The following is a 12,077-nucleotide window of genomic DNA, read 5'->3' on the forward strand; positions in this document are numbered from 1 at the left end:
TACCGTGTCCCGGTCCGCCACACGGAAAGGGTCACGCGATGCCGCACCGCCGGGAGGCCAAGGTGCTCGTCTTCGACGCCGACGACACGCTCTGGGAGAACAACGTTCTCTTCGAGCGGGTGATCGACGACTTCCTCGACTGGCTGGACCATCCGACGCTGGACCGCGGGCAGATCCGGACGGTCCTCGACGACATCGAGCGGGCCAACGCCGTCGCGCACGGCTACGGCGCCAAGGTCTTCCTGCGCAGCCTGGGGGAGTGCCTGGAGAAGCTGCGGCAGCGCCCGGCCACCGAGCGGGAGCGCGCGGAGATCGAGGGCCTCGCGGTGGCGTTGATCGGCCACCAGGTCGAGCTGATGCCCGGGGTCGCGAAGACCCTGGACGACCTCGCGACCCGGCACGAGCTGCTGCTGCTCACCAAGGGAGAGCGGGAGGAACAGCAGCGCAAGCTCGACGCGTGCGGGCTGCTGCACCACTTCCGCGCCGCGCACATCGTGCCGGAGAAGGACGCCGACACCTACCGCTGGCTGGCCCGCGAGCACGCCTTCGACCCGGCGGGCGCGTGGATGATCGGCAACTCGCCGCGCTCGGACATCCTGCCCGCGCGGGCCGCCGGCTTGAACGCGGTCTTCATCCCGAACGAGAACACCTGGGTGCTTGAGCACGACGAACTCGACCCGCACGACACCGGGGTGATCCGGCTGGCCGCCTTCTCGGACCTGCTCCAGCACTTCTGATCCGCCGGGTAATGTCCGGGCTGTGCCGCTGACCTTCCCCTCGCACCTGGCGCCGGTGCTGCCGCTGAAGCTGTGGCGACCGCACTGGTTCGACGGCGTGGCGCTGGCCACCGGCGCGGTGGCACCGGACGTCGGGTACCTGTTCACCGGCACCCGGTTCGACGTCGGTCTGCGCACCCACACCCTCGGCGGGCTGCTCTGGTGGTGCCTGCCGGTCGCGCTCGCGTACGCCTGGATCGTCCGCCGGGTGATCGCCGGCATCGCGTTGCACCTACCCGGCGAGCGGCTCTTCGCCTGGCGGGACCACGCCGCGCTCGCCGGCGTCCGCCACCCCTGGCAGGTCACCGTCTGCTCGGCGCTCATCGGGGCGTTCAGCCATGTCGCCGGGGACCGGGTCACCCACACCGAGCGGTGGCTGCGGCTGCTGGGGATCCAGGATTTCCACGCCGCGACGGGGATCTACTGGTGGCTGTTCTCGGACCTGCTCAGCACGGTGGTGGGCGCCGCCGTCGTGGTCGCCCTGGCGCTGCGGGCCGCCCGCCGGCAGCAGATCTTCGACGGGGTACGGCCGCCCGCGCCGCCGGCCCGGCCCACGGTCTTCTGGGGCGTGGCGCTGCCGATCACCGCGGCCGGCACACTGGTGCTGCCCGGCCTGCCCGCCGCCGGCGTTCCGGCACCCGCCGGGGTACGGCTGCTGCACCTGGCGGCGCTCGCGTTGATCGCCGGAGCCGCCGCGGCCGGCGGCCTGGCCCCGGCCCGCCCGGACCTCGGGCCGGACGACCGCCTCGTGGAGAATCAGCGCGCGGCCGGCTGACCCTGTTACGCCGACATGCCGGAAGTCAACATTGGCCGGTGGGTGATCACTCCGGACGGCCAGCGTCAGGGCCGGGGAGTTGCGGACCCGGTCCTGACCCGTCCGGCCGAGACGCCCGAGCGGCGCCGCTCGCGGACCGCTGCGGTCACCGACCACGTGCGAGGATCTTCCGCGTGAACCCGACCAGCACCGTCCAGTTGGCCACCCTGCCGCCGCACACGCGGCAGGTCGTCGTCGTCACCGGAAACGGGTACCGCACCACCCACGCCACCCTGCAGACGTACGCGAAGGTCCGCGACCGCTGGAGCCCGGCCCTTGCGCCGCTGCCGGCCCGCATCGGCGCCGACGGGTTCAGCGACCAGCACGTCGAGGGCGTGCCGACCACCCCGACCGGCGTCTACGCCATTGGCCCGACGATGTACGGCATCGCCGCGGACCCGGGTGTGCGCTACCCCTACCACCGGGTGGCCGCCGACGACTGGTGGAACGCCAACCCCGACTCCCCGCACTACAACAGCTTCCAGCGGTCGGCCACGAACCCCGGCGGACACAGCGAGGCGCTCTGGCGGGAGGACCCGGCCTACACGCACTTCGCGGTCATCACCTACAACATGCCGCCGACGGTCGACACCCCGGTGCCCAACGCCGGCAGCGGGATCTTCCTGCACGAGTTCAGCCAGCCTGACGGCAACCCCACGGCCGGCTGCGTGAGCCTCGCCCACGACCACCTGGTCGACGTGCTCACCTGGCTGGACCCGGACGCGTCGCCACACGTCGTGCTGACTCCCGCGCAACACCTCGGCGGCTACTGAACAGTCGGCCGTCGCCCGAGCCCCCCACCCCCACCTAGCACCGAGGATCGCACCCCCATGGACCCGACCAGTACCGGCCAGCCACCGGCCGACGAAGCGGCCACCACCTGCTACCGGCACCCACGGCGAGAAACCCTGCTGCGCTGCACCCGCTGCGACCGCCACATCTGCCCGGACTGCATGTGTGAGGCACCGGTCGGGCACCGCTGCCCGGACTGCGTACGCGACGACAACCGCACGGTCCGCCAGGCCCGAACCGTCTTCGGCGCCCGGCTGGTCGCCCGACCGCAGGTGACACACCTGCTGATCGCGCTCAACGTGCTGACCTACCTGGTCGCGTTGGCTTACCCGGCGATCATGGACCAGTTCGACGGCCTGGGCACCGGGCTGGTCGACGACGGCGGCCAGCGGTACGTCGACGACGGCGGCACCTACCCGGGATACACGCCGATCGGCATCGCGCACGGCGAGTGGTACCGGCTGATCACCTCGGCGTTCCTGCACCTGCTGCCCACCCAGGGCACGCTCGGCATCCTGCACATCCTGTTCAACCTGTACTGGTTGTGGCTGCTCGGCCGGATCGTCGAGGAACGGCTGGGTCACCTGCGTTTCCTCGCGGTCTACCTGCTCGCCGCGGTCGGCGGGTCGGTCATGGCGTTCCTCGTCTCCCCGCAGCAGGCGGTCGTCGGTGCCTCCGGCGCCGTGTACGGGCTGGCCGGCTGCTACTTCGTGCTCACCCGACGCATGCACCACCATCCGATCGACCGCAACCGGCTGATCATCCCGTTCCTGATCTGGATGGTGCTCTCCGCCGGCTGGACCTCGTGGGAGGGGCATCTCGGCGGCCTGGTCACCGGCGGCGTTGTGGCGATCGGCATGGCGTACGCGCCGGCGAAACGGCGGACCGCCGTGCACGTGGCCGTCACCGCCGGGCTGGCAGTGCTGCTCGTCGCGCTGGTCGTGGTGAAGTCGCTCGCCCTCGCCGCCTGACCGTCAGGCCCGACCTGGGACGCGGCTGCGGGTGCCTCAGGAAACCTCGCCCCGGACGATCGCCACGGCCACCCGGCAGAACTCGTCCATGTCCGGCTGGAAACCGGCGGCGATGTCCGGGTGCAGGCCGGCGCGGGTCTCGTCGAGCAACCGACGGCAGACCTCCTCGACCGGCTCGCCCGCGTAGCTGGCGCGGACCCGTTCCGTGGCCGCCTGCAGGGCCGAGGTCAGTTGAGCCTCCAGCGGGGCGCGCAGCTTCCGCTGCACCGGGTCCAGCCCGCTCGGGTCGAGCGTGACATGTGGCTCCGACACTGGTGCTCCCTTCGTCGGCGTCCGCGGTACCACACCGCGGTCGTCGGTCAAACCACCGCCGGCACGGCGGCCACCCGGACCTGGTACGAGAAGTCCTCCGCCGGCTCCTCGACGTACGACAGCCGGCGGATCTGCCGGTCGTCGCGGTAGAGGGCGACGTCGACCAGCACCCCGAGGTGGGCCAGGCCGATGTTCGCCACCCGCTTCTTGTCCTGCAGCACCGCGCACACCCCACCCAGCAGGGTGCTGGCGTCGGAGGTGCGATGCCCGGGCGGACACCGCAGGGTCACGTCCACCTCGACGGGACCGTCCAGCGGGGTCCACCCGGTGTGCTGGGCCGCCTCGCAGGCGGCCTGGAGCAGCGCGCGGACCCTCGCTGCCTGACGGTGCCCGGCGGCGAAGATGGACAGGGCCTCGGTCTTGACCGGGGGCAGGCCGCTCACCTCGAACGTCAGGGCGAGAGCGCGAGTGTCCTGCACGGCGGCACCTCCTCGTTGGGACGATCCTGCCCAACCGGTGGTGCCGCAAACGTGGGATCGCACGAGAACCAACCGAACGGGCGGGCTGGGGGGTCGGCCGGAGGCGTATCGACGGCGACGCGCTGGCTGCGAAGCTACGGAAACGGTAGCCGCCCGGGCGGACGTCGGGTACCCTCGCCGTTCACTGGTTGGGACGTGGCGCGAAGGCGCAGAACTCGTTCCCCTCCGGGTCGGCCATGACCCACCACGGGGTGGTGTCGGTCGGCTCGCGCAGCAGGGTCGCTCCGGCCGTGATCAGCGCGGTGACGTCCGGGCCGGCCAGGGTGACGTCCCAGTGCCAGCGGTTCTTCACCTGCTTGCGTTCCGGCACCGGGTCGAAGACCCAGTGGTCCCAGGGGAAACCTTCCGCGCCCACCACCGAGACGGCGCCCTCGTCGGTGGTGGCCACCCGGCCGCCGATCACCCCGGCCCACCAGGTGGCCTGGGCCGCCGGGTCGGCGCTGTCGACGACCAGCGCGAACACGCCGGGTCGGGTGCCCTCCCGCGGCCGGAACGCGCAGAACTGGTTGCCCTCCGGGTCGGCCAACACCCACCAGTCGATCTCCGCGTCCGGCTCGCGGACCAGCCGCGCCCCGGCGGCCAGCAGCGCGGCCGGCTCCGCGCCGGCCAGGCGCAGGTCCAGGTGGACCCGGGTCTTGCCGGTGCGCGGCTCGGGCACCGTGTTGACCCAGATCGCCTCGGCCGGGGAGGTGGCCGCCCGGGGATCGATCCGGGTGTCGCCGTCACCGGTGTCGACCAGTTCCCCGTCGAGGATGCCGGCCCAGAAGGCGCCGAGCCGGTGGGCGTCGGCCGCGTCCATGCACAGGTCTTTAAAGCACGCGATCATATGCCGTACTATGCCGGCCACCTCCGACACGCGACGGTACGGGTCGGCCGGTGCGTTGTGCATCGGGCTGGACGCTCAGCGTCCCGGCAGCCGGTCCAGCAGCTTGTCCAGCCGCACGGGCAGGTCCCGGACCCGTATGCCGGTCGCGTGGTGCACCGCGTTGGTCACGGCGGCGGCGCTGCCCACGATGCCGATCTCGCCGATCCCCTTCACCCCGGCCGGGTTCACGTCCTCGTCCTCCTCCGGCAGCCAGTACGCCTCGATCTTTTCGACGTCGGCACAGGTGGTGATGTGGTACGTGGCGAAATCGTGGTTGACCCAGTCGCCGTACCGCTCGTCGAGCAGGCCTTCCTCGTGCAGGGCCATCGACACGCCCATGGTCATGCCGCCGATGAACTGGCTGCGGGCGGTGGTCGGGTTCACGATCCGGCCGGCGGCGAAGACCCCGAGCATCCGGTTGAGGCGGATCTCGCCGGTGTCGACGTCGACCCGCACCTCGACGAAGTAGGCGCCGTAGGCGTACCGGGGCCGGGCCGGCTGGGCCCGGATCTCGTCGGCGGTGCTCACCTCGACGGTCAGCCCCTCGGCCGGTACGGTGCCGCCGGGCGAGGTCCGGATCCGGTCGCGCAGCTCTTCGCAGGCGCGGATGACCGCCCAGCTCCAGGAGGCGGTACCCATCGAGCCGCCGGCCACGCCGGCCGGGGGCAGCGCGCTGTCGCCGATCCGGATCGCCACCCGGTCGCCGGGCACCGCCAGGGCGTCGGCGGCCACCTGCCACAGGGCGGTGCGGGCGCCGGTGCCGATGTCGGTGGCGTTGATCCGTACCTCGAAGGTGCCGTCCGGGGCGGCGGTGGCCGACGCGGCGGCGGCCCGGGACCGGGCCGGGTAGTTGGACCCGGCGACTCCGGTGCCCACCAGCCACCGCCCGTCGCGCCGGACGCCGGGCGTCGGGTCGCGGTCGGTCCAGCCGAACCGGCGGGCCCCCTCCCGCAGGCAGACGACCAGGTTCCGGCTGGTGAACGGCTGCCCCTGCTCGGGGTCGACGGGCGGGTCGTTGCGGATCCGCAGCTCGACCGGGTCGACGCCGCACGCGGTCGCCAGCTCGTCCATCGCGGACTCCAGCGCGTACGCGCCGGGGCACTCGCCGGGGGCGCGCATCCAGAACGGGGTCGGCACGTCCAGCCGTACCACCCGGTGCGTGGTGCGCCGGTGCCGGCCGGCGTACATGCTGCGGCTGTAGACGGCGCTCTGTTCGGCGAACTCGTGGATCGTCGAGGTCTGGCTGATCGCGTCGTGGCAGATCGCGGTGATCGTGCCGTCGGCGTCGGCGCCGAGCCGGACCCGTTGGATGGTGGGGGTGCGGTAGCCGATCGGGCCGAAGAGCTGCTGCCGGGTCAGGGCGAGCCGGACCGGCCGGCCTACCTGCCGGGCGGCGAGTGCGGCGAGCACCACGGGCGCCTTGGCGGCCCCCTTGCTGCCGAAGCCGCCGCCGACGTGTTCGGTGATCACCCGGACCGCCTCGCCGGGCAGCCCGAACAGCCCGGCGAGGGTGGTCTGGACGGAGGTCGAGCCCTGGTTGGAGTCGTGCACCAGCAGCCGCCCGTCCTGCCACTGGGCGGTGGTGGCGTGCGGCTCCATCGGGTTGTTGTGGTAGGCAGGGGTGCGGTATGTGGCGTCGACGCGGACCTCCGCCGCGGCGAACCCGGCGTCGAAGTCCCCGTCGGCGGTGTCCGGCGGGTAGCCGGGGTTGACCTTGTCCGGCCGGTACAGGCCCGGGTGGTGTTCGCTCAGCACGGTGCTGTGCGGCTCGGTGTCGTACTCGACGCGGACCAGCCGGGCGCCCTCCCGGGCCGCCTCGAGGGTCTCGGCCACCACGACGGCGATCAGTTCGCCCCGGTAGTGCACGGCCGGGTCCTGCAGCAGGAACAGGGTGGCGTCAACGCCGGGCACCAGCCGCGGCGCGTGGCCGTGGTGCAGCACGTCGAGCACTCCGGGCACGGCCAGCGCGGCAGCGGTGTCGATGCGGGTGATCCGGCCCCGGGTGGCGTTCGCCGGCACCGCCCAGCCGTAGGTCACGTCGTCGGCCGGGAACTCGACCGCGTACCGGGCGGCGCCGGTCACCTTGTCCCGGCCCTCCAGCCGGGTGTGCGCCACGCCCACCGCGCTGCTCACGGCTGCCCCGCCAGTTCGGTCAGCGTCCGTAGTTCGGTCAGCGCCCGGACGGTGAGGTTGCGGATCAGCGGCACCTTGAAGGCGTTGTGCTCCAGCGGGCGGGCGGCGGCGAGCTCGACGTCCGCGGCGTGGGCGGCCAGCTCGGGGGTGAACGGTCGGCCACGCAGGGTTTCCTCCGCCCGGTAGGCCCGCCACGGGCGGTGCGCCACCGCCCCGTACGCGAGCCGGACGTCGCGGACCACGTCGCCGGCCAGGTCCAGGGCGGCGGCCACCGAGCCGATGGCGAAGGCGAACGACGCCCGGTCGCGTGCCTTGTGGTACGACGACCGGCGCGCGAGGGGCAAGGGCGGCAGTCGTACCGCGGTGATCAGCGCGCCCCGGGGCAGGTTGGTCTCCTGCTCGGGCCGGTCGCCGGGCTCCCGGTGCAGCTTGGTGAGGGGCAGCTGCCGGGGACCGTCCGGCGCGTACGCCTCGACCACGGCGTCGAGCGCGACCAGGGCGACCGCCATGTCGGACGGGTGGGTGGCCACGCAGTGCTCGGACCAGCCGAGCACGGCCAGGTCGCGGTTCTGGCCGTGCCGGGCCGCGCAGCCGGTGCCGGGTTGACGTTTGTTGCACGCCTTCGACGTGTCCTGGAAGTAGGCGCAGCGGGTGCGTTGCAGCAGGTTGCCGCCGGTGGTGGCCATGTTGCGCAGCTGCCCGGAGGCGGCGGCGAGCAGCGCCCGGGCGAGCATCGGATAGTCCCGCCGGATCACCGGGTGGGCGGCGAGGTCGCTGTTGCGCACGTTCGCGCCGATGCGTACGCCGCCGTCGGGCAGCGGGTCCACGGTGTCCAGCGGCAGCCGGGTCACGTCGACCAGCAGGTTCGGCCGTTGCACGCCGAGTTTCATCAGGTCCACCAGGTTGGTGCCGCCGGCCAGGTACGCGGCGTCCGGCTCGGCGTCGAGCAGGGCGACGGCCTCGGCCACCTCGACGGGCCGGTGGTAGCGGAACGGCCTCATCGGGCCGCCGCCTCGCGGACCGCGGCCACGATGTTCGGGTACGCCGCGCAGCGGCACAGGTTGCCGCTCATCCGTTCCCGGATCTCCGGGTCGGTCAGCTGCACGGGCGCGGTCAGGTCTTCGGTCACCGCGCTCGGCCAGTCGCGGGCCACCTCGTCGAACATGCCCTGAGCCGAGCAGAGCTGCCCGGGGGTGCAGTAGCCGCACTGGAAGGCGTCGTGGGCGACGAAGGCGGCCTGGATCGGGGCCAGGCCCTCGGCGCCGGCGAGCCCTTCCACGCTGACCACCGTGCGGCCGTCCAACGTCGCGGCCAGAATCAGGCAGCTCTTGACCCGCCGGCCGTCGAGCAGCACGGTGCACGAGCCGCACTGGCCGTGGTCGCAGCCCTTCTTGCTGCCGATCAGGCCGAGCCGTTCCCGTAGGGCGTCCAGCAGGGTGGTCCGGTTGTCCAGCGTCAGGTCGTGCTCGACGCCGTTGACCGTGACGGTGATGCGGGACGACCAGTCGTCGTCCGCCGGTTTCCCGTTCTCCCGCGCACCGCGCACCGCGTCAGACTACCGTCGACCACGACATATGCTGACAAATACGGGCACAAGCCCGAAACTGGCGATCGGTGGAGCGGCATGCGCGAGGTCCTGGCCGCGGCCCACGACTGGCAACAGCGGCGAATCCCATTCGGACTGGCAACCGTGGTGGCCAGCAGCGCCGGCAGCATGACCCGCCCCGGCGACCTGCTCGCCGTCGACCCCACCGGCGACGTACGCGGCAGCATCCCCGCCGGCTGCGTCGAGTCAGCGATCCTCGACGCCACGGCGGAAACCCTACGCACCGGCCGGCCCCGGCTGGCCCGCTACCAGGTAGGCGACGACAGCCCATGGCCGGCCCGGCCCGGCTGCACCGGAACCATCGAAGTGCTGCTACGCCAGGTGACCGCCCACCACCCGACCGCCCGCTCCCTCGCCGCACTCGCCGGGCCCGACCCGGTCGCCGTCGCGACCGTGGTGGCCGGCCGGGCACCCTTCGCCGCCGAGCTGATAATCCAGGCAGACCGAACCGACGGCACCCTCGGCACCACCGACCTGGACGGATGGGCCGTCGACCAGGCAGCCGCCCTGCCGGCCGGCGCCGCCGTGCTGCGCCACGGCGAACGCCCCGGCGTACGGGTGCTGTTCCAGGCGGCACCGGCCGCACCGCGGATGCTGCTGTTCGGCGCCACCACCGTCGCCGCCGCACTCGCCCGCATCGGCGCGGACCTCGGCTACCGGGTCATCGCCTGCGACCCCCGACCCGCGTTCGCCACCACCGCCCGCATACCCGACGCGCACGAGGTGCACCGCGCCTGGCCGCACCACCTGCTGGCCACCACCCCGATCACCCCGGACACCGCGCTCTGCCTGCTCGGCCACGACCCCCGCTACGAGATCCCGCTGCTACGCGCAGCCCTGTCCACCCCGGCCGGCTACCTCGCGGTGCTCGGCAGCCGCGCGACGCACGAGGCCCGTCTGGCCCAGCTACGCGCCGACGGGATACCCGAGGCACACCTGACCCGACTGCGCGCACCGGCCGGGCTGCACCTCGGCGGACCCGACCCAACCCAGACCGCGCTCGCGATCGCCGCGGAAATGGTCGCATGGCGCCACGGCGGCACCGGCCGACCACTGTCCGAGCTGACCGGCCCGATCCACGCCGCCCACCCGGCCCACCTGCCCGCGGCAGCAGCGCGGTGACCGTCGCCGGACTGGTGCTCGCCGCCGGCGCCGGACGCCGGCTCGGCCTGCCCAAGGCGCTCATCGAATGGGACGGCGAGCCGCTGGTACGGCGGGCAGCCCGGCTGCTGCGCTCCGGCGGTTGCGACCCCGTACACGTCGTGGTCGGCGCAGGCGCCACCCGGCTTCCCCCACTACCCGGTGCCGTCCCGGTGACCAACCCACGCTGGCCGGACGGCCTCGGCAGCTCCCTGCTGCGCGGCCTGGACTCCCTGCCGGACCTCGCCGACGCGGTCGTGGTGGTGCTCGTCGACCAGCCCTGGCTGACCCCGGCCGCGGTACGCCGGGTACGCGCGGCGCACACGGCCGGCGCCACCGTCGCCGTCGCCACCTACGCCGGCCGGCCCGGCCACCCGATACTGCTCAGCCGCGCCACCTGGCCGCGACTCGCGCCGTACGCGACGGGGGACCGGGGAGCCCGCGATTTCCTCCGGGCCCGGGCCGACCTGGTGACCCGGGTGCCGTGCGACGGATCACCCGCCGACGTGGACACCCCGGCCGACCTGACCGGAGCCCAACGCCGCCACCGGGGACCCCCGAGCGAAACGTGGCCGACCCGTGGCCGCAGGGCATAACCGTGTGAAGAACCCACCGGATGCGGCTTCGGCCGGATCCCGCGCCTGGTCAGGCCACCGAGACGGCGACCAGGGCGATTGCGGAGCCGGCGAAGACCACCGTGTTGCGGAGGTAGGTCTGGACGCGCACCCAGCGAGGGAAGGCGTCCTCGGCTGCCTGCAGGAACGGCGCCACCTCGACGCGGGCCAGCTCTGGGTCGCCCTTGCGGCGGAAGGCGGCCTGCACGGACTTCACCGCGGTGAGGTTGCTGTAGACGATTGCCACGTTCATCAGCACGACCAGCGAGGAGAAGATCCAGGTCAGGATCTGCGCCAAGTCGGCGCCAGCGAAGTTCACTCGGGCAGCGAAGTCGTTCCCAGATGTGGCGGGCTCAAGCGATAAGCAGGCGAAGGCCAAGCTCTGCTGCATCGAGATCGACGAGGTCGCGGTTGCGTTCTGCCCACCGACCTGAGGCGAGATCATCACGGAGGTCGTGCACCGCCCTCTGCTCGACGTCCGGCCCGACTCTGGCCCAGACCGATACCCCGCGACGCACGTTCTCGTCCAGGTATGCCTCCGGCCGGCGCCAGTAGGCCTCGAAGAAGCCGTCAACGCAGTCCCACGGGATGAGCACCGGCTCCACGCGGGCTCCGATCGCGCCGGCCAGCTCGGTCAACGAAGGCCGGCCGACAAGGAGGTCCGCAGCCTCAGGAAGGTAGTCGCGAGTAAGCCAGAACCGACTAAACCATCCGGTGGCACTGGTGTCGTGCGTGAACACCACCACGCGGCGAGCAACGCGCCGCATCTCGCGCAGGCCCGCGATCGGATCCTGCCAGTGATGGATGGTGGCAAAAGCCATCGCTGCGTCGAACGACTGGTCCTCGAACGGAAGGCTCTCCGCAGCGGCAGCCACGCACGGCGCTGCGCCTGCGGGGCGCTGCGCACGCATGAGCGCCGACGGTTCCACCGCGGTGACGTCACGGTCGGCGGGCTCGTAGGAGCCGGTACCAGCCCCGACATTCAATACCGTCCGCGCATCCCCGAGCGCAGCCCAGACCCTTGCGGCGATCCGCGGCTCGGTGCGCCGCGTCACGGTGTAAGTGGCTCCGATGGTGTCGTACAACCGCGCGCTGGACATGCCGCCGCCTCCCTGGCTGTCACCAGCCCACGCCGCGCATGGGCCTGGCGTCGCTGCCCTGGAGAGTAGGTCACGTGCGCGCCATTTCACCACATTGGCCCGTCATCGATCCAGCACTCAGGGATCACCCTCCGGCAAGTAACCCTGCGGATCGAATCTCGGCCGACGGCGAAGGCGAGACTTCCGCGCCGAAACGGGCCGCGACCGCCGCCACGGCGGCATGTAGTTCGGGGCTTTCTTCCACGGAGAAGTCGAACGGGACGGGGGCCAGCCACTCCTGCGCGTACATCGCGGGGTTTCCGGTGCTGCCGACCAGTACGCATCGGTCGCCGTCTGGCTGGAGGCGGCCCATCGGCGGCCGGATCCAGGGCGCTACCTTCTCCCACGGTGCGTGGAACACCACCCGGGTGGGGTA

Annotated in this window: 13 protein-coding genes and 2 pseudogenes; 6 read left to right on the top strand and 9 right to left on the bottom strand. The window is 72.6% G+C overall.

What is annotated here, in order from left to right:
- Nucleotides 1-38 precede the first annotated feature (38 nt).
- The 4 genes from ACNAW0_RS25950 to ACNAW0_RS25965 all read left to right on the top strand — a co-directional run bounded on the left by ACNAW0_RS25950 (nt 39) and on the right by ACNAW0_RS25965 (nt 3,353).
- On the top strand, nt 39-737 hold the full coding sequence (locus ACNAW0_RS25950) for an HAD family hydrolase (protein ID WP_416290632.1): 699 nt from the start codon (nt 39-41) through the stop codon (nt 735-737).
- 22 nt (nt 738-759) lie between these two features.
- Nucleotides 760-1,551 carry a DUF4184 family protein gene (locus ACNAW0_RS25955; protein ID WP_416290633.1) on the top strand — a complete coding sequence of 264 codons (792 nt, stop codon included), beginning with the start codon at nt 760-762 and terminating at the stop codon, nt 1,549-1,551.
- A gap of 173 nt (nt 1,552-1,724) precedes the next feature.
- Entirely contained in the window at nt 1,725-2,363 is a 639-nt protein-coding gene (locus ACNAW0_RS25960) for a L,D-transpeptidase family protein (RefSeq protein WP_416290634.1), read from the top strand.
- 57 nt (nt 2,364-2,420) lie between these two features.
- Nucleotides 2,421-3,353 carry a rhomboid family intramembrane serine protease gene (locus ACNAW0_RS25965; protein WP_416290635.1) on the top strand — a complete coding sequence of 311 codons (933 nt, stop codon included), beginning with the start codon at nt 2,421-2,423 and terminating at the stop codon, nt 3,351-3,353.
- A gap of 36 nt (nt 3,354-3,389) precedes the next feature.
- On the opposite strand, the gene ACNAW0_RS25970 is transcribed toward ACNAW0_RS25965, so the two are convergent.
- The 6 genes from ACNAW0_RS25970 to ACNAW0_RS25995 form a co-directional block, all read right to left on the bottom strand.
- Nucleotides 3,390-3,665, bottom strand: coding sequence for a hypothetical protein (locus ACNAW0_RS25970; protein ID WP_416290636.1), 276 nt, complete (start codon nt 3,663-3,665; stop codon nt 3,390-3,392).
- A 47-nt stretch (nt 3,666-3,712) separates the two neighbouring features.
- Complete coding sequence (locus tag ACNAW0_RS25975; RefSeq protein WP_416290637.1) at nt 3,713-4,144, bottom strand: hypothetical protein; 432 nt, start codon at nt 4,142-4,144, stop codon at nt 3,713-3,715.
- Nucleotides 4,145-4,325: 181 nt separating this feature from the next.
- Entirely contained in the window at nt 4,326-5,003 is a 678-nt protein-coding gene (locus ACNAW0_RS25980) for a VOC family protein (protein WP_416290638.1), read from the bottom strand.
- A 102-nt stretch (nt 5,004-5,105) separates the two neighbouring features.
- Nucleotides 5,106-7,202, bottom strand: coding sequence for a xanthine dehydrogenase family protein molybdopterin-binding subunit (locus tag ACNAW0_RS25985; RefSeq protein ID WP_416290639.1), 2,097 nt, complete (start codon nt 7,200-7,202; stop codon nt 5,106-5,108).
- Nucleotides 7,199-8,203 carry an FAD binding domain-containing protein gene (locus tag ACNAW0_RS25990; protein ID WP_416290640.1) on the bottom strand — a complete coding sequence of 335 codons (1,005 nt, stop codon included), beginning with the start codon at nt 8,201-8,203 and terminating at the stop codon, nt 7,199-7,201. Before ACNAW0_RS25990 ends, ACNAW0_RS25985 begins: the two co-directional genes overlap by 4 nt.
- Nucleotides 8,200-8,694 (bottom strand): 2Fe-2S iron-sulfur cluster-binding protein, encoded by a 495-nt coding sequence (locus ACNAW0_RS25995; protein WP_416290644.1) that lies wholly within the window; start codon nt 8,692-8,694, stop codon nt 8,200-8,202. Before ACNAW0_RS25995 ends, ACNAW0_RS25990 begins: the two co-directional genes overlap by 4 nt.
- A 132-nt stretch (nt 8,695-8,826) precedes the next feature.
- Here ACNAW0_RS25995 and ACNAW0_RS26000 point away from each other — a divergent pair, with 132 nt between their 5' ends.
- Nucleotides 8,827-9,930: an XdhC family protein gene (locus tag ACNAW0_RS26000; RefSeq protein ID WP_416290641.1), complete on the top strand. Its 1,104-nt coding sequence runs from the start codon at nt 8,827-8,829 to the stop codon at nt 9,928-9,930.
- On the top strand, nt 9,927-10,544 hold the full coding sequence (locus ACNAW0_RS26005) for a nucleotidyltransferase family protein (protein WP_416290642.1): 618 nt from the start codon (nt 9,927-9,929) through the stop codon (nt 10,542-10,544). Before ACNAW0_RS26000 ends, ACNAW0_RS26005 begins: the two co-directional genes overlap by 4 nt.
- Before the next feature lie 49 nt (nt 10,545-10,593).
- On the opposite strand, the gene ACNAW0_RS26010 is transcribed toward ACNAW0_RS26005, so the two are convergent.
- The 3 genes and pseudogenes from ACNAW0_RS26010 to ACNAW0_RS26020 all read right to left on the bottom strand — a co-directional run.
- Nucleotides 10,594-10,881, bottom strand: coding sequence for a hypothetical protein (locus ACNAW0_RS26010; protein WP_416290643.1), 288 nt, complete (start codon nt 10,879-10,881; stop codon nt 10,594-10,596).
- Nucleotides 10,882-10,915: 34 nt separating this feature from the next.
- Nucleotides 10,916-11,653 (bottom strand): annotated as a pseudogene (locus tag ACNAW0_RS26015) (class I SAM-dependent methyltransferase); the annotation flags it as partial.
- Nucleotides 11,654-11,786: 133 nt separating this feature from the next.
- Nucleotides 11,787-12,077 (bottom strand): annotated as a pseudogene (locus ACNAW0_RS26020) (hypothetical protein); the annotation flags it as partial.

It is taken from the genome of Micromonospora sp. SL1-18, from assembly GCF_047921505.1.
Lineage (GTDB): Bacteria > Actinomycetota > Actinomycetes > Mycobacteriales > Micromonosporaceae > Micromonospora.

Bases quoted from the DNA above. Each gene is read 5' to 3' on its own strand.
- ACNAW0_RS25950 (WP_416290632.1), top strand. From the start codon at position 39: ATGCCGCACCGCCGGGAGGCCAAGGTGCTCGTCTTCGACGCCGACGAC.
- ACNAW0_RS25965 (WP_416290635.1), top strand. From the start codon at position 2,421: ATGGACCCGACCAGTACCGGCCAGCCACCGGCCGACGAAGCGGCCACC.
- ACNAW0_RS25980 (WP_416290638.1), bottom strand. From the start codon at position 5,003: ATGGACGCGGCCGACGCCCACCGGCTCGGCGCCTTCTGGGCCGGCATC.
- ACNAW0_RS25990 (WP_416290640.1), bottom strand. From the start codon at position 8,203: ATGAGGCCGTTCCGCTACCACCGGCCCGTCGAGGTGGCCGAGGCCGTC.
- ACNAW0_RS26000 (WP_416290641.1), top strand. From the start codon at position 8,827: ATGCGCGAGGTCCTGGCCGCGGCCCACGACTGGCAACAGCGGCGAATC.